The 20,961-nt window shown below is 68.1% G+C and carries 16 protein-coding genes and 2 pseudogenes; 6 read left to right on the top strand and 12 right to left on the bottom strand.

The genetic code is table 11. The annotated features are described in order from the left end of the window. Window positions 1–753: non-reducing end alpha-L-arabinofuranosidase family hydrolase (locus JNW91_RS00860; RefSeq protein ID WP_203173042.1), on the bottom strand; the 753-nt coding region annotated here is incomplete at its 3' end. Window positions 754–1,112: 359 nt separating this feature from the next. Between JNW91_RS00860 and JNW91_RS33780 the strand changes: the two are divergent. Continuing rightward, a pseudogene (locus tag JNW91_RS33780) lies at window positions 1,113–1,427 on the top strand (TMEM175 family protein); the annotation flags it as partial. A gap of 70 nt (window positions 1,428–1,497) precedes the next feature. Then, complete coding sequence (locus JNW91_RS31585; RefSeq protein ID WP_238424048.1) at window positions 1,498–1,803, top strand: hypothetical protein; 306 nt, start codon at window positions 1,498–1,500, stop codon at window positions 1,801–1,803. Window positions 1,804–1,877: 74 nt separating this feature from the next. Here JNW91_RS31585 and JNW91_RS00870 read toward each other — a convergent pair. The 5 genes and pseudogenes from JNW91_RS00870 to JNW91_RS00890 form a co-directional block, all read right to left on the bottom strand. After that, window positions 1,878–2,324 (bottom strand): annotated as a pseudogene (locus JNW91_RS00870) (ketol-acid reductoisomerase); the annotation flags it as partial. Window positions 2,325–2,396: 72 nt separating this feature from the next. After that, window positions 2,397–3,275, bottom strand: a complete 879-nt coding sequence (locus JNW91_RS00875) for a serine hydrolase (protein ID WP_203173044.1) — start codon at window positions 3,273–3,275, stop codon at window positions 2,397–2,399. Window positions 3,276–3,309: 34 nt separating this feature from the next. Further along, on the bottom strand, window positions 3,310–3,924 hold the full coding sequence (locus JNW91_RS00880; protein ID WP_203173045.1) for a hypothetical protein: 615 nt from the start codon (window positions 3,922–3,924) through the stop codon (window positions 3,310–3,312). A gap of 153 nt (window positions 3,925–4,077) precedes the next feature. Continuing rightward, entirely contained in the window at window positions 4,078–4,578 is a 501-nt protein-coding gene (locus JNW91_RS00885; protein WP_203173046.1) for a SigE family RNA polymerase sigma factor, read from the bottom strand. Beyond that, a complete protein-coding gene (locus JNW91_RS00890; protein ID WP_203173047.1) occupies window positions 4,571–5,455 on the bottom strand; it encodes a hypothetical protein in 885 nt (294 codons plus the stop codon). The genes JNW91_RS00885 and JNW91_RS00890 overlap by 8 nt, the downstream gene beginning before the upstream one ends. Window positions 5,456–5,812: 357 nt before the next feature. Between JNW91_RS00890 and JNW91_RS00895 the strand changes: the two genes are divergently transcribed. From JNW91_RS00895 to JNW91_RS00905, 3 genes are all read left to right on the top strand, one after another. Beyond that, the gene (locus tag JNW91_RS00895) at window positions 5,813–6,307 is read left to right on the top strand and encodes an alpha/beta hydrolase family protein (protein ID WP_203173048.1); all 495 of its coding nucleotides are present in this window, start codon (window positions 5,813–5,815) and stop codon (window positions 6,305–6,307) included. Between the two features lie 193 nt (window positions 6,308–6,500). Continuing rightward, a complete protein-coding gene (rph, locus tag JNW91_RS00900; protein WP_203173049.1) occupies window positions 6,501–9,098 on the top strand; it encodes a rifamycin-inactivating phosphotransferase in 2,598 nt (865 codons plus the stop codon). A gap of 101 nt (window positions 9,099–9,199) precedes the next feature. After that, entirely contained in the window at window positions 9,200–10,153 is a 954-nt protein-coding gene (locus JNW91_RS00905) for a hypothetical protein (RefSeq protein ID WP_203173050.1), read from the top strand. A 7-nt stretch (window positions 10,154–10,160) separates the two neighbouring features. On the opposite strand, the gene JNW91_RS00910 is transcribed toward JNW91_RS00905, so the two are convergent. From JNW91_RS00910 to JNW91_RS00935, 6 genes are all read right to left on the bottom strand, one after another. Further along, a complete protein-coding gene (locus JNW91_RS00910) occupies window positions 10,161–11,888 on the bottom strand; it encodes an IlvD/Edd family dehydratase (protein WP_203173051.1) in 1,728 nt (575 codons plus the stop codon). Between the two features lie 45 nt (window positions 11,889–11,933). Continuing rightward, entirely contained in the window at window positions 11,934–12,818 is an 885-nt protein-coding gene (locus tag JNW91_RS00915) for a carbohydrate ABC transporter permease (RefSeq protein ID WP_203173052.1), read from the bottom strand. Further along, complete coding sequence (locus tag JNW91_RS00920; protein ID WP_203173053.1) at window positions 12,818–13,759, bottom strand: carbohydrate ABC transporter permease; 942 nt, start codon at window positions 13,757–13,759, stop codon at window positions 12,818–12,820. The genes JNW91_RS00915 and JNW91_RS00920 overlap by 1 nt, the downstream gene beginning before the upstream one ends. Window positions 13,760–13,835: 76 nt before the next feature. Beyond that, entirely contained in the window at window positions 13,836–15,176 is a 1,341-nt protein-coding gene (locus JNW91_RS00925; RefSeq protein ID WP_203173054.1) for an ABC transporter substrate-binding protein, read from the bottom strand. Window positions 15,177–15,281: 105 nt separating this feature from the next. Then, window positions 15,282–17,420 (bottom strand): alpha/beta hydrolase-fold protein, encoded by a 2,139-nt coding sequence (locus JNW91_RS00930; RefSeq protein ID WP_309244166.1) that lies wholly within the window; start codon window positions 17,418–17,420, stop codon window positions 15,282–15,284. A 214-nt stretch (window positions 17,421–17,634) separates the two neighbouring features. After that, window positions 17,635–18,657 (bottom strand): LacI family DNA-binding transcriptional regulator, encoded by a 1,023-nt coding sequence (locus JNW91_RS00935; RefSeq protein ID WP_203173056.1) that lies wholly within the window; start codon window positions 18,655–18,657, stop codon window positions 17,635–17,637. A gap of 716 nt (window positions 18,658–19,373) precedes the next feature. On the opposite strand from JNW91_RS00935, the gene arfA reads away from it, so the two are divergent. Further along, window positions 19,374–20,897 carry an arabinosylfuranosidase ArfA gene (gene arfA / locus JNW91_RS00940; RefSeq protein ID WP_203173057.1) on the top strand — a complete coding sequence of 508 codons (1,524 nt, stop codon included), beginning with the start codon at window positions 19,374–19,376 and terminating at the stop codon, window positions 20,895–20,897. The last annotated feature ends 64 nt before the right edge of the window (window positions 20,898–20,961 follow it).

Consider the following 20,961-nt stretch of genomic DNA (forward strand, 5'->3'; position numbering starts at 1 on the left):
GTGGGTGGTGGCGTAGACGAGCTGCCGGCCGTTGTAGGGCGCGACGGTGAAGTCCTTCAGCGACACCCACCCCGAACGCGGGGTCGCCAGCTGACCGGTGGAGGACCACCGGTACGTCGACGGCAGGTTGCACGTGCCACCCGGCGGCGGGGTGGTGGGGTTGCCTCCGCCGTCGACACGGACGAGCTGCCACTGCTGGTTGCTGCCGTTCCAGTCGTCGTACTGGACGATGTTCCCACCGTCGGCGGTCGAGGCGCCCTGCACCTCCATCACCCTGTTGCTGTTCCGGTTGATCAACCGGACGTAGCCGCTGTCCGAGTCAGCCAGCCGGAACTGCTGGTTGGTGCCGTTGCTGTCGCTCCACTGCACGATGCTGGCACCGTTGGCGGTGGAGAAGTTGTAGACGTCCAGCACCTTGCCGGACAGGCGCGACTTCAACCGGTAGTAGCCACCGCCCGAGTCCACGAACTGCCACTGCTGCTGGTTGCCGTTGTTCCGCGCCCACTGCGTGATCCGGGCGCCGTCGTTTGTGGCCAGGTTGTACACGTCCAGGGCCTTGCCGCTGTTGCGGTTGACCAACACGTACCACGCGGTGGTGTCAACCGTCGCCGCGGCGGCGGGCGTCGTCACCGCGACCGCGGCGGCACCACCGACAACCACCGCCGCCACGCTGGCGGCGACGAGCCGCAGCAGCCATCCTCGCCGCCGCCGCGACGGCGCGGCGATCGATGGTGACCTATCGAGGGCAGACATGATCCTCCTCCAGTGACCAGGAGCCGAACGGTTCACCCGAGACGGGCGCACCGCGACGCGCGGCCGGGCGCATGCAGCGAGATTGTTCGCGTTAACACGATCCCGGCATGCCCTGACGCACGTCTGATTCGAGGTCGACGTAGCAGGCTTGCCCGGTAAGCCGTGGGTGCCGTCGTCCTTGTCCATCGACTGTGAGCGATAACATGCTGTTCGTCAAGTCGTAATCTCCAAGGAACGCCGCCCGGTTGCGCACCGCGACGAGCGGGCGGCAGGTCGCTGACGTGTCGACCGTGATCGGGCCTGCCGGGGATTTCGGTGATCGTGGTCGCGGTCCGTTGCCTCACTGTTAGCCTGCGTCAATGTCCGCGGCTCCCGAACAGGACCCGCCCACCGGGCCCGGCCCCAGACTGGCCGATTCCGGTCGGGTGGCGGCGTTCAGCGACGGCGTCTTCGCCATCGTCATCACCCTGCTGGTGCTGGACCTGCGGGTGCCCGACTTCCACGAGGGCGACCTGGCCGAGTCACTCCTCGAAGAGGCACCGTCCTTCCTGGCGTTCACGGTGTCGTTCATCTACATCGGCGTGCTGTGGCTCAACCATCACGCGGTGATCCGGCTGGTCCGGGGCACCACGCTCGCGCTCAACTGGATCAATCTCGCGCTCCTGTTCGGCGTGGTGGTCATCCCGTTCCCGACCGCGGTCCTCGCGGCGGCCCTCACCGATGGTGACAGGAACGACCAAACGTGTGGCCGTCGTCATCTACTCGGTCGCGGCGGCACTGATGTCGGCGCCCTGGCTGGTGTTCTTCGCGTATCTTCGCCGCCACCCCGCGCTGCTCGGCGAGCATGTCGGCCGGGGCCAGGTCCGCGCGCAGGAGGCGCGGCCGATCACCGGGCTCATCCTCTACGGCCTGACCGGACTGCTCGGCTGGATCGTGAATCCCCTGCTCGGCCTGGTCGGCATCGTCGTGATGATCATCTATCACGGTGCCACGAGTGAGGGAATCCGCCCCGGAATGTTCCATCGGCGGCGACCCCGCCACCAGGACTGATCGGTCCACCAGCGCGCCCCGGTAGGGTGCGACCGCCCTCGGCGCCGCTGTCGACGGCGGGCATCGAGCCCGGATCAGGCAGTCTCGGTGATCGGACGGTCGACCCAGCTCATCATCGCCCGCAGGGCACGACCGGTCTCCTCGATCGGCTGGGCGGCCGCCTGCTCCCGATACCTGGTGAAGTCGGGCCGGCCAGCATCGTCCTCGGCGATCCATTCACGGGCGAACTCACCCGATCGGATCTCCGCCAGGATGCGGACCATCTCCTCCTTCACGCGGGCGTCGATGACTCGCGGGCCCCGGCTGTAGTCCCCGTACTCGGCCGTGTCGGAAATGCTGTACCGCATCCGTGCGATGCCACCCCCGTACATCAGGTCGACGATGAGTTTGAGCTCGTGCAGGCACTCGAAGTATGCGATCTCGGGCTGGTAGCCGGCCTCCGTGAGCACCTCGAACCCGGTGTTCACCAGTGCCGTCACACCGCCCGCGAGAACCGCCTGCTCGCCGAACAGGTCGGTCGGCCACCCTGCGCCCTTGGATGATCGACAGATCGGCGTCCGCGCACCGGGACGCCGCGAGTTCAGCGAGCCGGCCTATTCCGGCGAGGGGGTCTCCTGCGCAGTGGCGGCGCGCAGCTCCCGAAGCAGATAGGTGGCGGCTTTCTCGACGACGCGGACGCCCTCTTCCTGGCTCACGTGATGGTCGGAGAGCACGGCGATCAGCCAGTCGTGACGAGCCTCGACGATCCGTCCGATGCTGTTGACCAACCAGCGGCCGCCATCGGCATCAGCGGTGTCCCAGCCGTTCTTGACGTAGGTGCCACGGTTGCCGGTCTCCCGCGCGGCGGTAACTCCCCATCGTTGTTCGGGGACCACCTTCGCCATGAGGCCCATGACGAGACGTCGGTCCTCCGGGGTCAACGGTCCCGTCGTCGATGTCAGCGCGGACAGCAGACGAATCTGGTCCGCCACCGTGGTCGTGGTGAGTCCCCAGTGCGAGTTGGGCTTGGTCTCACGCAGACCGAGTACCCGGTTCGCGGCGGTGAGGCCGCGCGAGCCTTCGATCTTCTGCCACAGGGCGACCGCCGCGTCGTTGTCACTGGACTCGATCATGGCTTCGGCCTGACGTCGGGTTTCGGAGCTGAGGGCCTTCCCCGGCGGTTTCTGGCGCAGCAGAAGGGCCGCGAGGATGTTGACCTTGACGATGCTGGCCGTCTCGAAGCGTCTGGCGCCGACCGTCACCGCGGCCGTCCCTCGCCGATCCAGTGCCGCGATCGCCAGGTGACCGTCGTACCGCTCCACATAGGCCCTGACTCGTGTTCTCACCTGCTCGATCCGGTCGACCGCCGGTGTGGTGGGGATCGGTCGGGCGGGAGAGGAACTGGACGAGGCGGCGCCGGCTCCGGGGCGACTGCGGGTGGCACCGTAGGCGGCAGTCGCCGCGCCGGCAAGAGACAGCGTGACCGCCGACACGACCCAGCGGCGAGGCAGCTGCCGGCCCTTCCGCTCAGCCAAGGCGGGCCGCCGCTGTCGCTGCGACCGAATCCACTGCGGCTTGGCTGCCCGGATCGGGCAGACTGAAGGTCGAAACCAACTCGCCTCGTTTCACCATGACGAAATACGTAACGGCCGCTGGGGTGTCCGCATGCGCGATTCGGCCTCGAACGAGCATCCCGACGCCCTTGAGATACGCGGAATCGACGATGTCGAACGAGACCTGCGAGCCGAGGACCCCATAGCTCGCGCACCGCAGTAGCACGCGGTGGACGTCGTCGAAATTCCGCTCAGCCCATCCAGGTTCGTACCTCTCCACGACGTGATGGGCCGACGGCGAGCCGTCCGACGGGTGGTAATAGCGCTCCACGGCACCCCGTCGATGTGACTTGGCGGTGTAGTCGCCGCTTCGATAGTCGGGACAGTCGTTCTGTTCCCACGGCCAGGGCGGCAGACCGGGTCGAGCGTCGCCCTCATGCCAGTTCGAGCCCAGTTCGCCTGCCCGCAGCAGCATGCTCGGATCGCTCCAGTCCACGTTCACGGTGTGTCGCTCACCGGGTTCGACGGCCGGCTCCCACCGCTGGCAACCTGCGGTCAACACCACCAACGCCGACAGAACCGCCGACACGACTGCGACCGGGCCTCGGCGCGTTCTGCCGCTCGACACCGACACCATGGACCTCCCCAAGAATGTGGCCAGCTCGCACGCCACGCGCACAGCGGTAGGCGGCCGTGCTCGCCGCGGTCACCGTCCGAGAACCCGCCGCCGGGACGGGATCGGTCAATGGCGTTCCTCGGCGAACAGCTCGAGCCGGGTGTCGCCGAGCAACTCGCGCAGACGGGCGAGGGAGCGCATGCTCTGGCTCTTGACCACCGCGGTGGAGACGCCGACGATCTCGGCAACCGCCTCCACGCTCAGGTCGTCCCAGTAGCGCAGGACGATGATCGCCCGATCCCGCAACGGCAGGGTGGCTATCGCGTCGAGCATCGTCATACGCAGCTCGGCCGGATGTTCCTCACCACGATCCGGTGGCGCCGACATCGCCAACTCGCGGCTTGACCGACGCCGCTGCTGATCGATCACACAGCGCACCAGTATCTTGCGGGCGTAGGCGTGCGGATCGTCGGCCCGGCGGACCCGCCGCCAGTTGGCGTACACCTTGGCCAGCGTCGTCTGGGTGAGGTCCTGGGCGAGATGCCAGTCGCGGCACATCAGAAACGCGCCGTCGCGCAGGCGGCCAGCGGCCGCCTGCGCGAACTCGACGAAGTCGTCGTCAGTCATTCGACCGGGCCAGCGCCGGGTAAAGCTTCTCGCCGGAGGTCACGATCTCGGCCGGCAGCCTGGTGCCCCAGATCGGGTTGGCCGCGATCCCGACCGCCTCGTCCACGGTGAGGACGGGCGCCGCCGAGGGATTTTGCGTGCCGTCCCACGCCAGGCAGGTGGAGATCAGCAGGTCGACCTGGAGGCCGCCGCCGTGGTGGACGGTCACCATCTTGTCCTGTACGCAGTTGCCGGGCACCTCGGTCAGCTCCACCGTTCCCGGGGCCGGGTCGCCGCCAATCTTGTCCTGGTAGATGGAGAGCCGCAGCATGCCCGGTCCCTTGCCCCGGTCCAGGTAGAGCTGGACGTATGGCATGCCGGGCCCTGCCCCGACGCTGGGCAGGCTCGCATAACCGCTGGTCCTCCCTCTCGGCAGGAGCCGGGTCAGCAGCAGCAGGGCGCCCTGCTCCGTGGTGGTCAGCAGCTCACCCCTGGGCTTCTCCCTGATCCTCACGGTGTCGATCACCTTGGTCGAGGGCGTCGGCAGCAGCGACCCACCGGGCTCTCGGAGCAGCTCCCCGGCGCCGGGACCCCGCTCACCCTCGCCCGGTGCCCCGTCCGAGGACGACGTCCCGGCGGTGCCGACCGGCCCTCCCGGGGCACCGAAGCCCAGCCCGCCGGGCTGACCGGCATCGTCCCCGCCGACGTTGAGCGGCCCGGCGGCCAGGCCGATCACGAGCAGCACCGCCAGCGCCGACCCGCCAGCGCCGAACTGCGCCAGGCGGCGCTGGCGACGCAGTCGGCGGCCCTGCACCACCGCCTGTTGGACCAGGTCACCCAGCGGCGGGGCGGGATGTCTGGCCAGGTCGTCCCCGAAACGACTACGGACGTCGTCCATGTCCCGTAATTCCTTTCCAGCCGGCCGCCCACCATGGCAACCCCGCCACCTGAACTGACGGGCTGGCCGACCGGTTTGGTTACCGCTTTTCCGCGCGGATTTCACGCGCCCCATTTGGCCGGCGCGATGATTCCGGCACGTGTGCGGCTAGCTACGGAACGCCACGTCCCCGGCACTCCGACCGCTATTGGGGAATGGCGAACAGGCGATAGTGGGACACGACCTCGAAGCCCATGCGCCGGTAGACCGGCTCGCCGTCACTGCTGGCCTGCAGGGTGGCGATGCGCCGACCGGACTCGCGGATGATGCGCAGCGCTTCGAGGGTGAGAGCGGTGGCGATCCCACGCCAGCGGCGTCGTGGGCATCTCCGGCGGAGGGGTGTTGGCCACCTGGCTTGTCGGCCACCGGCCCGACGTGGTGCATCGTGTTCTTCTGCTGTCGCCCCTCTACAAACCCAACCCCGCTCGGGTGCCCGACCTCGCGGTCAAGCCATTCACTGTCCTCTTCGGCTCTGGTCTGGCCCCCGACCGGGTCGACGCCGAGGGCTTCTCGTCTGCGGCGATGTCGCAGTACCTGCGCATCGTCGGCAACGTCGCGGCCGATCCGAAGAACCCACACCTGCGCGAGCTGGCGGTCGTCACCTCGCCGAACGACGGTTTCATCGATCTTCAGGCGGCGGCTGACATCCCGAGAGCCATCGCTGATCTGAACGACACCGCCTTTGCGGCCCACGAGTTGCCGCGCGAGTTCGGGATCGGGCACGACGTCCTTGACCCCGAAGGACTGCGGGGCAGAACCGACGGGATCAATCAGTATTACTTCGATCTTTACGAGGGCAACGAGCGGACCTGACGCCTCGCGGTCCAGCTGGTGATCGCGCCGGCAAGCGATGCGCAGTGCTCCCACTAAAACATATATCGCACGGTGGGGCTTGCCGCAAGACCCGGGTCCTGGCGCAGAATCGTCGGCCGGAGCCAGGAACGGATGAAGAATTGGGACACTGCATGCGTGTGTTGTTGTTGTGGAGTTTCTCGGAGGGATCGCGATGATCGAGCAGTACGTGGTGAGCCTCCGAGAGGTCGACGAGTCGCAGGTCGCCCTCGTTGGCGGCAAGGGCGCGCACCTGGGGGCGTTGTCGCGGATCGACGGCGTCCGTGTGCCGGATGGCTTCTGCGTGACGACCGACGCCTTCCGCCGGGTCATGACCGAGGCGCCGTCGATCGAGGAGCAGCTCGATCACCTGTCCCGCCTGAACCCGGACGACCGGGAAGGGGTCCGCGCACTCAGTGCGCAGATCCGACGGACCATCGAAGGAATCGTTCTCCCCGACGACGTGGCGGCGGCGATCCGCCGGGCTCTCACCCAGCTCGACGAACGAGCCGCCTACGCCGTCCGATCCAGCGCGACGGCCGAGGACCTGCCGACGGCCTCCTTCGCAGGCCAGCAGGACACCTACCTGAACGTCCTGGGACCGGCGGCGATCCTCGAGCACGTCAGCCGGTGCTGGGCGTCGCTCTTCACGGAGCGGGCAGTGACCTACCGCCAGCGCAACGGCATCGACCACCGCGCGGTCCAGATGGCCGTTGTCGTACAGAAGATGGCCTTCCCGCAGGCGGCTGGCGTCCTGTTCACGGCCGACCCCGTCACGTCCAACCGGAAGGTCGCCTCCGTGGAGGCCAGCTTCGGCCTCGGCGAGGCTCTGGTCTCCGGGCTGGTGAACGCGGATGCCTACCGGGTGCGCGACGGCGAGATCATCGAAAGGGCCATCGGCGCCAAGCGGCTCGCCATCCACGCCCTGCCCGGCGGCGGGACGAAGGAACAGTCGATCGACCCGGACCGGCAGGAGCAGCCGGCGCTGACGGATGCACAGGTCGTGCGGCTCGTGCGGCTCGGGCGGCGAATCGAAGCACAGTTCGGCCGCCCGCAGGACATCGAGTGGTGCCTAATCGACGATGACTTCCAGATCGTCCAGAGCCGGCCGATCACCACGCTGTTCCCCATCCCGGAGACCGACGACGCGGAGAACCACGTCTATCTCTCCGTGGGTCACCAGCAGATGATGACCGACCCGATGAAGCCGCTGGGGCTCTCCATGTGGCAGTTGACGGCGATGGCACCGATGCACGCGGCCGGCGGGAGGCTGTTCGTCGACGGCACCCGGCTCCTGGCATCGCCCGCGAACCGCGCCGCTTTCCTGGAGATGGCGGGCAGGTCCGATCCGCTGACCAGGGACGCGCTGGAAACCATCCTCGATCGCGGCGACTTCGTCCCGACGCTCCCGGACGCCGGTCCCGTCCGGCCGCCGGCCGGCGGCCCGTCCGCCCCGATCGAGACCGATCCGGCCATCGTCACCGAACTGATCAGGCGAAGCCAGGAGTCCATCGCCACCCTGCGGCGCGACATCGCGCCGTTGACCGGACCGGCGCTGTTCGACTTTCTGCTGGAGGCCTTCCAGGAGCACAAGCGACTCCTCAGTGATCCGCTGAGCATGCAGGCGATCATGGCGGGGATGGAGGCCACCTGGTGGCTCAACGACCGGCTACAGGGATGGCTGGGCGAGAAGAACGCCGCCGACACACTCACGTTGTCCGCACCCCACAACGTCACGTCGGAGATGGGGCTGGCGCTCCTGGACGTCGCCGACGTCATCCGCCCACATCCGGAGGTGGTGGCCTTCCTGGAGGAGATCGAGGACGAGGGCTTCCTCGCCGAGCTGGCCGGACTTCCGGGCGGCCAGGAAGCGCGAGACGCCATCCAGGACTACCTCGACAGGTACGGGATGCGCTGCGTCGGCGAGATCGACATCACCAGGCCGCGTTGGAGCGAACGCCCCAGCACCCTCGCGCCCCTCATCCTCGACAACATCAGGAACTTCGAGCCGGGCGCCCGCGAGCGGCGCTTCGAGCAGGGCCGCCAGGAGGCGGAGAAGAAGGAACAGGACATCCTGGAACGCCTTCGGGCACTGCCGGGCGGGTACCAGAAGGCCGATGAGACCAAGCGGACGATCGACCGGGTCCGCACTTTCATCGGATATCGGGAGTATCCGAAGTACGCCATCGTCCGCCGCTACTTCGTCTACAAGCAGGCCCTTCTGGCAGAGGCCGAGCGCCTCGTACAGGCCAACGTGCTGAACGCGACGGACGACATCTTCTACCTCACGTTCCACGAGTTTCACGACGTCGCACGCACCCACCAGGCGGATGATCAACTCATCCGCCGGCGGAAGGAGGCGTTCAGGTCGTATCAGACGCTCACCACGCCCAGGGTGCTCACGTCGGAGGGTGAGGCCCTCTCCGGGTCGTACCGACGTGACGACGTGCCGAGCGGCGCGCTGGTCGGCCTCCCGGTTTCCGGCGGGACGGTCGAGGGACGCGCTCGCGTCATCCGGGACCTGGCCGACGCCGACCTCCAACCAGGCGACATCCTGGTCACCGCCTTCACCGACCCGAGCTGGTCACCGCTCTTCGTCGCGGTGCGGGGGCTGGTGACGGAGGTGGGCGGCCTCATGACGCACGGCGCGGTGATCGCCCGGGAGTACGGGTTGCCCGCCGTCGTCGGCGTGGGGCACGCGACCACGCTGATCCGCGATGGGCAGCGGATTCGCGTGAACGGCACCGACGGATACGTCGAAATCCTGTCGTAACTGCCGACGCGACGTGACCCAGCGGTGGGCGGCGAGTCGGTAGGCCGCCCACCGCCTCGGGGACCAGGAACGTGCGCCGGAGACCCGGCTACCATCCGCTCGTGATCGAGGAGCTGATCAGGAGAATCGCGGCCGAGGACGACGACGCCATCGAGGAACTGTGCGAGATCGCGGACGCCGATCCCCGGCGGCTGGCCCCGTACCAGGGCCTCCTGCTCGACCTCGACGTGCTGTGGCCGGCGAAGTTGTACCGTGCGGCGGACGCCGATGTGGTCCGCCGGGTCATCGACCAGATCGACCACGGACGGACGCCCGACCGGCTCAACCATCTGCTGCTGGTCCTGGCGCACACCGCACACCCGCTCGCCGAGAGCGCGATGCGCCGCTGGTCGACGCAACCGCCAGCCGGCGCGGACAGGCTGCACGTCGGTGCGCTGAGCTACGCGCTGGAAGGAGGTTGGACGCTCGACCCGACCGGCAACCGGCGGGACCTCTGCGGGGATACCGCGTACCGCCTGGTCATGCGCGAAACACCCCGGCGCGCGGACCGACCCACCTGTCCATGGTGCGCGTCACCGCTCTGGGTCGCGGTCGACCTCGACACCACGGAACCGGCGGTCGGCGCCGCGCTGGCACACACCCGCTGGTCCGGCCGACTGGTGATCGAGACCTGCCACTTCTGCGCCTGCTACACGACGCTGTACAGCCGGGTCACGCCGGCCGGCGACGCCACCTGGTGGGCGGGCAACACCCGTCCGAGCTACCTCCCGGACGCGGCCGAACCGGAGGACCCGCCGACGCAGATCCCGGTCCTGGGGCCGGCCCTGCCGAGCCCTCACCTGTGCAGTGCCTGGAACCGGGGCGGGTCGGCGCTGGGTGGTCGGCCCGACTGGATCCAGGACGCCGAGCACGCCGACTGCCCCGGCTGCGGACAACCGATGGACTATGTCGGCCTGCTCGGCGGCGCGGACCTGGACGACTTCGGCGAGGGCGCCTACTACCTGCACCTGCACCAGCCCTGTGGGTTCGCCGCGGTGAACTACCAACAGAGCTGACCGCCCGTCAGTGTGAGTGACGGGGCACGGCGCTGCCGCTGCCGCCGACGAGAAAGTCGAGGTCGGCGCCCCTGTCGGCCTGGAGGACGTGCTCGCTGTACAGGCGCGTCCATCCGCGGTCGGCCGTCGGCCGTGGTGGCTGCCAGCCGGAACGGCGTTGGGCGAGTTCGTCGTCGTCGACCAGGAGGTCCAGCCGCCGCGTCGGGACGTCGATTCGGACCAGGTCACCGGTGCGCACCAGCGCGAGAGGGCCACCCACGGACGCCTCCGGCGCCACGTGCAGGATGCAGGTGCCGTACCCGGTGCCGCTCATGCGGGCGTCGGAGATCCGCACCATGTCGGTGATGCCGTCGGCGAGCAGCCGTCGCGGCATGGGCACGTTACCCACCTCCGGGAAGCCGGGGTAGCCACGTGGCCCTGCGTTTCGTACCACGATCACCGTCTCGGGGGTGACGTCGAGGTCCGGATCGTCGGCGGCGACGACGTAGTCCTCGATCCGGTCGAAGACGAGCGCCGGCCCGGTGTGCGTGAGGAGATGGGCGGACGCGGCGGAGACCTTCAGCACCGCCCCGGACGGCGCGAGCGAACCGCGCAGCACCACGGTGCCCGAGCCGGCGGCCTGGAAAGGCTCGGCCATGGTGCCGATGACGTCCCGATTCCAGCACTGGGCACCGCTGATGTTGTCGGCCACCGTCTTGCCGCTGACGGTGACGTGGTCGAGGTGCAGCAGCGGGGCGATCTCCGTCATCACGGCCGGAAGGCCGCCCGCGTAGGCGAAGTCCTCCATGAGGTACGCCCCGGACGGCATCAGGTTGACCAGCATGGGCACATCGGCGGTGAGGGTGTCGAAGTCCTCCAGCGACAGGGGTACGCCGAGGCGTCCGGCAATCGCGAGCAGGTGTACGACGGCATTGGTGGAACCGCCGATCGCCGCGTTGACCCGGATGGCGTTCTCGAACGCCTGCCTGGTGAGCACCGAGGACAGCCGCTGGTCCTGTTCGACCATGTCGACGATCCGGCGTCCGGCGGCGTGTGCGAGCGCGTACCTGCGGGAGTCGACCGCCGGCACGGCGGCGGCTCCCGGCAGCTGCACGCCCAGCGCCTCGGTCACGCAGGCCATCGTGGAGGCGGTACCCATGGTCATACAGTGACCCCGGCTGCGGGACATGCCGACCTCGGCCTCCGCGCAGTCGGCCGCGGTCATCCGACCGGCCCGCATCTCCTCGGTGAAGCGCCAGACGACGGTGCCCGAGCCGATGTCCTGGCCACGGAACTTGCCGTTGAGCATCGGCCCACCGGTCATCATGAGGGTCGGCAGGTCGACGCTCGCCGCCCCCATCAGCAGGCCGGGAGTGGTCTTGTCACAACCGGAGAGCAGGACCACCCCGTCGAGCGGGTTGGCGCGGACCAGCTCCTCCAGCTCCATCGCCAGCAGATTGCGGTAGAGCATCGTCGTGGGTCGCATCAGGGGCTCGCCCAGGCTCATCGCGGGGAACTCCAGCGGCAGGCCGCCGCTCTCCCACACACCCCGCTTCACCGATTCGGCCAGGTCTCTCAGGTGGGCGTTGCAGGGTGTCAGTTCGGACCAGGTGGTGGCGATGCCGATCACCGGACGACCGTCGAAGACGTCGTCGGCGAAACCCTGGTTGCGCATCCAGGACCGGTGGATGAACCCGTTGCGGCCCTCCGCACCGAACCACTGCCCGCTGCGCAGCGGACGATCCGTCGTCGACATCAGCACACCTTTCTGTTCATCCCCGCGTGGCGGGGGACGAGTGACCTACCTGAGACCTCCGACGGACAGCCCGCCGCGCCAGTGCCGTTGAAGGCTGAAGAACGCGATGATCAGTGGGAGCACGGACACGAGTGAGCCCAGAATGATGAGGCTCCACAGCGAGGTGGTTCCGGTGTTGTTCGCGGACGCGATGCCCTGCCACAGGCCGAGGCCGACGGTGACGGGAAAGAGCCGGTTGTCGGAGAGCATCGCCAGGGGCAGGAAGTAGTTGTTCCAGGACGCCACAGCGGACAGGAGCAGCACGGTGACCACCGCGGGACGCATCATGGGAAGAGCGATCTGGAGAAACGTGCGCACCTCACCCGCGCCGTCGACCCGCGCCGCGTCCAGGAGCTCGTCGGGGACCGCGTCGCGCGCGTACACGTGCATGAGGTAGACGCCGAACGGATTGAGCAGCGACGGGAGGATCACCGCCCACACCGTGTTCGTCAGGCCGAGCCGGGAGAACATGATGAACGTCGGAATGACCAGGGCGGTGGCGGGCACCATCAACGCGCCGAGTACGACGGCGAAGCTGAAGCGCCGGGCGGCGAAACGGTACTTGGCGAACCCGTAGCCGGCCATGACCGACAGGATCGTGGCGCCGATTCCGCCGGCGAGTGCGTACAACGTGGAGTTCAGGATCCACCGCAGGTAGATGCCGCCGTCGTAGGTGAAGAGTTGCCGGAGGTTGCCGAGGTAGTCGATCTGGTCGGAGAACCAGAGGGTGTTGCCGCCGCTGAACAGGCCCGGTGCGTCCTTGGAGCTGTTGACGATCACCCACCAGAACGGCACGAGGAAGTAGATCACCATGAAACCGAGAAGGATTTGCAGAGGAAGGTAGCGTTGCGGCCGGCGTGGGCCTGCGGTGACGCTGGTGCGGTCGGCCATCAGAGGAAACTCCTCCGCTTGCGGGTGAAGAACAGGAATGCGTACACGCAGATGAAGACGATTCCGCCGAGGGCGAACGAGATCGCCGAACCGTAGTTGAAGTTGGCGAGTGAGAACGCTTGCTGGTACGCGTACATGTTGGGGGTGAAGTCCGACCCGATCGTGCCCGCGGCGAGATATCGCAGGATCTGCGGTTCGTTGAAGAACTGCAGGGTGCCGATGAGCGAGAAGACCAGGATCAGGATCAGCGCGGGCGCGATCAGCGGGATCTTGATCCGCAGCGCGATCTGCCATCGTCCGGCGCCGTCCATGCGGGCGGCCTCGTAGAGCGTCGGGTCGACCCCCTGCAACGCCGCGTACAGGATGATCATGTAGTAGCCGACCCACTGCCAGGTGACGACGTTCAGCAGGCCGTAGAAGATCAGGTTGCTGCTCAGGAAATCGGGTGCGTCCGCGCCGAACAACCCGAAGATGTCGGTGAGCGGGCCGAAGCCCTTGCTGTACAGGAAGCCCCACATCACCGCGCCGATGACCGTCGGGATCGCGTACGGCAGGAAGATGATCAGGCGGGAGAAGCGGGCGAACAGGGACGTCACCGCGTCCAGGATGAGGGCCATCGCGAGGGCGATGACGATCTGCAGCGGGATGGCGACGAGCGAGAAGCGGATGACGAACCACGCCCCGGACAGGAAGCTCGGGTCGGTGAACGCCTTCACGTAGTTGTCGAACAGGACGAAGCTGGTGCCGCCGATCAGCTTCTTCTGGAAGAGACTGAGGTACAGCGCGTACAACAGCGGCGCGATGAGGAACGCCAGGAAGACGACCCCGAACGGCCCGACGAAGAGCCATCCCATCAGGTGCTCGCGAAGGTGCACCTTGCCGCGGATCTTGTGCGTCTCTTTGTGCGCACGCGGTGCGCGCTTCTCGGTCAGGAGTGTCATCGTGGTCTCCGGGGCGTGGACGCTGACGGTCGAGGGTGGGCCGGGCCGGTCATGGACGGCGCGGCCCACCCATCGGTCACTGGACGGTGAATCCCTGTTCCTTGGCGTACTTCGCCACGTCCTCCTGGAGCCGGTCGGCGGCCTGCGAACCGGTGACCGAGCCCTTGATGACCTCGCTGATCTGCTTCGTCATGGCGTCGAGGTAGTACTGGCCGAAGGGGGCGTAGGCGACGCCCTTGTAGGCGTTGGCGGCGGGGACGTAGACCTCCTTGTTCGCCTGCTGGCCGTTGAAGAACGCCACCTTCAGGTCGATGAACGCGGGGTCGTTGAGCGCCGTGAGGTTCAGCGGGAAGATGATCTGGTTGGTCCAGCCGTCGGTGAGCGACTCCTTGTCGGCGTAGAGCCCGTAGGCGACCTTCGCGGCCAGCTCCGGCTTCTTCGCCTGCTTGGTCACCGAGAAGGCCGACCCGCCCCAGTTCACCTGAACCGGGTTGGCCGGATCCCACTGCGGCAGCGGCGCCACCGCGAACTTTCCGGTGTCCTGACCCTTACCGACGCCCGCGCCGGTGAGATAGCCGGGCGCCCACGCCGCCGAGATGTACGTCGCGTACTTGCCGTTGATCACGCCCGAGATGTACTCCGGAACGAACTGGTCCTGCGTACCGACCAGGCCCTTCTTGGCGAGGCCGCCCCAGTAGTCCAGTACGTCCTTGGACGCCTGGTCGTTGAGCTTCACACCGATCGACTTCGGCTGGGCCGGATCGAAGGTGAAGGGCGAAGCGCCCTTCTGGATCTGCAACGCCATCAGGACCGCCGGGACGTTCGCGCCGAGATCCCCGAAGAGCGGGCCGCCGGCGTCCTTCACCTTCTGCGCGGCCTGCTCGTACTCGGCCCAGGTCTTCGGCGGAGTGATCTTGTACTTGTCGAAGATGTCCTTCCGGTAGATCATGCCCATCGGGCCACCGTCGACCGGGACGCCGTAGACCGCGTCGCCGACCGACACGTCCTTCCAGGCACCCTCGCCGTAGTTGGCCTTGACCGCGTCGTAGCCGTACTGCTTGATGTCGACGAGCGCGCCCTGGATCTGGAAGGTCGGGATCCGGTCCGCCTCGACCATGATCACGTCGGGTGCGCCGGTGCCCGCCGAGATGGCGGTCTGGAACTTGTCGTACTCGTCGCCGCCCTGCCCGACGTTGGTCCAGCAGACCTGCACGTCGTCGTGCAGCTTGTTGAAGTTGTCGACGACGAGCTGGGTGTTGGGGTACCACCCCCACATCGTCACGACCGGCAGATTCTGCTTGGTGATGGTGTTCGTGCAGTTGCTCGCGTCGCTGCCGCCCTCGTCGGAGGAGCAGGCGACGAGGCCGCTGCCGGCCGCGAGCATGGCCACCGTGGCGAGTATTCGTCTTCTCTTCATTGAGATGGTTCCCTTCGGGGATCGCGGTGCACGAACATCCATGCGCTGACGGGCGCCACCGGGGCAGGGAATCCTGCTCCCGGTGGCGTCGCCGGGGGCGGACTCCTAGCGCTTGAACAGGCGCGGCGCCAGGTCGATGAGGTTCTTCTGCCACACGTCCCAGCCGTGCGGCCCGGGGGTGACCCCGTCGAACTCGTAGCGGATACCGAGGTTGTTCAACGTGGTCAGGGACGCCATGAAGCTCGGGTACACGAAGTCGGTCTGGTCGCCGACGTACAGGCGCAGCATCTTGGTCCCGCTGTTGATCGCCTCCACGTCGACGCCGGTACCGCTACCGAACCCGGCCGAGAGAGCCGCGACATAGGCGAACTCGCCCGGGTGGGCCCGAAGCACTCCCAGCGCCTGGCCGCCGCCCATCGACAGACCTGCGAGGGCCTGCTGCGACGACTCGCTCGAGATGTTGTAGCGCTCACGGGCCGTCGGCACGATGTTGTCCAGCAGTTCTGAGTTGAAGTCGGAGGAGTTGCCGTTGCCCATCACGACCACCATGGGCACCAGGTCGCCGTCGAGGAACTGATGGTCGAGGATCTGCTTGGCGCGGCCCATCTCGACCCAGTCCGTGTAGCTCTGGCCGCTGCCGTGCTGGAGATAGAGGACCGGGTACGGCCGCGTCCGGTCCGGGTCGTACCCCGGTGGAGTCCACACCAGCGCGGTACGGTCCTGGCCGGCCACCGTGCTGCGATAGGTCATGCTTTCGACCGTCCCACCCTGGCCGGCCGGCACGTCCGACAGCAGGCGGGAGCGCGCGCCCGGGATGAACAAGGTGCTCCACATGGGTTCGGAGGTCACCTTCGTGGGGTTCGACGTGTCCTTGACCGCGACCCGGTCCACGATGAATCGGTAGTAGTAGAACCAGGGCTCCAGCGGACCCACGGTCGCTCGCCACCGGTCACCGTCGCGAGTCAGCGGCACGCGCAGCCAACTGCCGCCCGGCGCGATGTTCGCCCACACCGTGACGTGCTGAGCGTCCTTGAATTCCGTGGTGGTCTCGAAGGTGACGAACCCGTCCTCGGAGACGAAGGGTGTCGGGGTGGTACCGGCCGGCGGCGGGACGAACTCCCGCTTCAGCTGCCGGTGACCGGGGCTCGGCCCGTGGTCGGACACGTGCCGGAACAGCCGCGGCACGAAGTCGACGAGGTTTTCCTGCCAGGTGTTCCAGTTCGCGCCACCGTCCGGGTTGACCCCGTCGAACTCGAACCTGACGTCGGCTCGACCCAACGCCTTCATCAGCCGGTAGGTGGTGTTGTACGCGGGATCGGTCACGTTTCCCGTGTAGAGACGCAGCAACGTGACGCTGCGGTTGACCGCCTCGGCGTTCCTCCGGTCGACATCCGGGGTCGAGTGGCCCGAGAACCAGCCGACGTGGGAGAACTGACCCGGATTGGCGAGCGCGGCCCTCAGCGCCTGCGTCGCACCGTCGGACACGCCCGCGATCGCCTGGTGCGCCGGGTCGCGCAGGACCCGGTACCGGTCGGCGACCGCCTTGCGGAGGTCCTTCAGCTCCTTGCCGTCCGAGCCGTTGACATCGTTGAACACGACCACCATCGGCTTCATGGCACCCGCGGCCGACAGGTTGTCGAGGATCTGCTTGGATCGACCGAGGTCGAGCCAATCGGTGGTTGCCGCGCCCTCGCCCGACTGCAGGAAGAGCGCCGGGTAGACCTTGGGACCCTTGGTCGCGTACCCCGGTGGCGTCCAGACCAGTGCCGTTCGCGGCCCGTTTTTGGTCCGATAGGTCAGCGTCCCGATCGCGCCGCCGGTCCCGGGTGGAGCGTCCGCCAGCCAACGTGCCGAGTCACCCGGAACGAAGAACGTGCTCTGGAGCGGGTTGGACGCCACGCTGGTGCTGTTCGTCGGATCCTTGAGACTCTTGGTGTCGTCGGCGGTGACCTGGTAGTGGTACAGCCCGGGCTTGAGCGCGCCGAGGACACCCGACCACACGTCGCCGCGGCGGGTCAGACCGAACTCCGCCCACGCGGAGGACGGGCCGAAGTTTCCCTCCACGACGACCTGCGACACCGTGCCCAGGTGTTCCTGGACGTACGCGGCCGGAACGCTGAACGAGGCGTAGCGGTCCTGGGAGACGGTCAGCCACGGCGTGTCCGCCGCCGCCGGTTGCGGCGCGAGCAGAACCGCCGCGACTGCGATGACTCCGGCGGTGAACGCCGCCGAGAGTCGGCGCACGCCCAGACGGCGTAAACGCCCATGGTACGGTCCTGTTGTCACGCTCCACTCCTTTCCTGTGCCGGCATCGGATGCGACCCGACTGACCGGCTCAACTCATCGGTGGATCCCGCCGTGGGTTTGCGTGTACACCTCCTTCACGGTTTCGCCACGGGCGCACCTGACGTGACCGCTCGAAGCGGCGGATGTCCATGTCTCGTCGGCGGGCGTGTGGTCACGAGCGTGCCGTGCTCTTCGGTGGTGCGGTGGAGCTGCGGATGACGAGACTGGTCGGCAGCACGATCTGGCGCGGCTCCTCCCACTCGCCGGTCACCAGGGCCTTGAGCATGCGCGCCGCCTCGTATCCGAGCTGATACATCGACTGGTCCACGGTGGTCAGGCCCGGCTCGGTCAGTGCCGTCTCCGGGATGTTGTCGAACCCCACGACGGACAGGTCCGCGGGAACGGAGAACCCCAGATCCCTGGCGACCTCCAGAACCTTCAGGGCCATCCCGTCGCTCGCGGCGAAGATCGCCGTTGGCGGATCCGCCCGTTGCAACAGGGCACGCGCCAGCGGAACGGCCGACTCGGGATTGAAGTCCCCTCTGCCGATCAACGTCGGGTCGACCGGGACGCCGGCGTCGGTCAGCGCTGACCGGTATCCCTCCTCCCGCGACCATGCCGCCACGAGGCTGGAGCGGCCCGCGATGAATCCGATGCGCCGGTGGCCCAGGCCGAGCAGGTGCTCGACCGCGGCGGTGGCACCCGCGAAGTTGTCGGCCGTCACCGAAGGCGCCGTCGAGTCCCTTGCCGGGTCGATGGCCACGACCGGCGTCCGGCTGCGCACCTCGCCCCAGGGCGTGACGACGATGCACCCGTCGGTGAGGGTGCCCGAGAGGCGGGTCAGGTGCCGCCGCTCCCAGCCCTCCGAATAGGACCCGTAGAGGTCGCTGTTGGCGTAGATGATCAGGTCGAAGCCCGAGCGACTCAGCGCCTTCATCACCCCCTTGAGCACCTCCGCCGTGTACGACTGAAAGCTGTGCGCCACGAGACCCAGAACATTGGTGCGGCTGCGCCGGAGGCTCGTGGCCACGAGACTCGACTCGTAGCCGAGCTGCTCGATGGCCGAGCGAACCTGAGCCATCGTGTGAGCGCTAACACCGTAATGCCCGTTGATCACGCGGGAAACGGTGGCGGTGGAAACGCCAGCAACTCGGGCGACGTCACTCATTGTCACCGGCGCATTGACACCAGTCATGCCGCTCCCTCTGGACTGCAATCGTTATCGGTTACGTTTCCAGGGTGTTGCCAACGTAACCGTTGACGATTACAAACACAAGACCCGTTCACCCTGACGCAACCTTCAGAAGCCGGTCCTACCAGGACGCATGCGCGTGCATGGCTCATCGCCCGTCGCCGCTGCGGAAAGGCGGACGGCCGCCACTCGTGGTGGCCGAAGTAGAACCTGATCCGGGCGCGGCGGTGCAGCCCGTCGACGTCGGTTCGGCACTGTGCGTCAGGGCCGCGTCCGCGCAGCGGTGGCGTCAGGCACGATGCGGCGAGCGCTCACAGCCTCCGGCTTCACGGTGATCATCCGGTCACCCCAATCACCGTCACAACCTGCTGCTCCGGCCGCACCGGTCACGATGCCCTGCCCCCGGCGCGGCATTGACCACCGGCATCGTGTTCTCTTCCGTAAACGTAATCGGTAACGTTTACATAGATCGGCAACCTAATCGACCACCATCGTGTTGTCCAGAGCCCCACCGCCCTCCACCACCCCTCGGTTCCGGGCGCCGGATCGCGGCACCGGGACCTCGCACGAAGGGAGCCAGCCCTGAACAGCCACCTCGACGGCACGCCGGAGCACCTGGCCGGCGCCGAGAGCCCCCTCCCCCACCGCCACGGGCTGCCAGCCCGGTCCCGACCGGACCGGCGGGCCGAGATCCGGCCGGCGGCCAGCCGGGAGGTCTCGTGAACACGGCGCGCCTGATCCTGGACCCCCGCCGACGCGTCGCACCGGTGCCGCGCCGGCTCTTCGGCTCGTTCGTGGAGCACCTGGGTCGCTGTGTCTACACCGGCATCTACGAGCCCGGGCACCCGACGGCGGACGCGGACGGCTTCCGGGGCGACGTTCTCGCGCTGGTGCGGGAGTTGGGCGTCACCACGATCCGCTATCCGGGCGGCAACTTCGTCTCCTCCTACCGGTGGGAGGACGGCGTCGGCCCGCTCGACCAACGACCGGCCAGACTCGACCTCGCCTGGCACAGCCTGGAGACCAACGCGTTCGGGCTCGACGAGTTCGCCCGCTGGGTCGACAAGGCGGACGTCGAACCGATCATGGCGCTCAACCTCGGCACCCGCGGCACCGCCGAGGCCGTCGAGCTGCTGGAGTACGCCAACCACCGCGGTGGCAGCCACCTCGCCGACCGGCGCCGCGACAACGGCGCGGCCGACCCGTACGGGATCAGGCTGTGGTGCCTCGGCAACGAGATGGACGGCCCGTGGCAGGTGGGTGCGCGGACCGCAGCCGAGTACGGGCGCCTCGCCGCGCAGACCGCGAAGGCCATGCGTCGCTTCGATCCCACCCTCGAACTCATCGCCTGCGGCTCGTCACACTTCGGCATGCCCACGTTCGGCACCTGGGAACGCGACGTGCTGACCGAGGCGTACGACGACATCGACCTGATCTCACTGCACGCCTACTACCAGCCGGTCGGCGACGACCTGCCCAGCTTCCTCGCCTCCGCCGAGGACATGGACAGGTACATCGACGCCGTGACCGCCATCGCCGACTCGGTGGGAGCGATCCGCAGGTCGACCAAGAAGATCATGATCGCGTTCGACGAGTGGAACGTCTGGTACCAGTCCGCCGCCCCGTCGACGCCGCCGAGCGGCGAGGACTGGCCGGTCGCGCCGCCACTGCTGGAGGATCACTACAGCGTGGCCGACGCCGTCGTCGTCGGCGGCCTGCTCATCAGCCTGCTCCGGCACAGCGACCGGGTGACCGCGGCGTGCCAGGCGCAACTGGTCAACGTCATCGCGCCGATCATGACCGAACCCGGCGGCTCGGCCTGGCGCCAGACCATCTTCCACCCCTTCGCCCGCACCGCCCGGCACGCGCGGGGAACGGTGCTCGACGTGCTCCGCGCCGGCAGCACGACGTCCACCGAACGCTACGGTGAGGTCGACGCGGTCGACGCGGTCTCCACCTGGGACGAGAGCAGCGGCGAGATGACCGTGTTCCTCGTCAACCGCGTCCTCGCCACCCCCGCCGAGGTGACCGTCGACGTCAGCGGTGCCCAGCTGGCCGCGATCATCGAGTGCGTCACCGTCGGCGGCGCCGACCTGGACGCCCGGAACACGCCCGACGGCCCCGACCACGCCGCGCCCCGGCCCAACGAGACGGCGCACCGCGCGGGTGCCGGCGTCCGGCTGACGCTCCCGCCCGCCTCCTGGACCATGCTGCGGTTGCAGGCCACGGAAGCGACCCTGTGAACGGTCGACGGCCGGTGCCGTGACCGGGCGTGGCCTCGGCCGCTCACTGATGGCTGACACCAGG

The sequence above is a fragment of the Micromonospora parastrephiae genome (assembly GCF_016802865.1).
Classification (GTDB): Bacteria; Actinomycetota; Actinomycetes; order Mycobacteriales; family Micromonosporaceae; genus Micromonospora; species Micromonospora parastrephiae.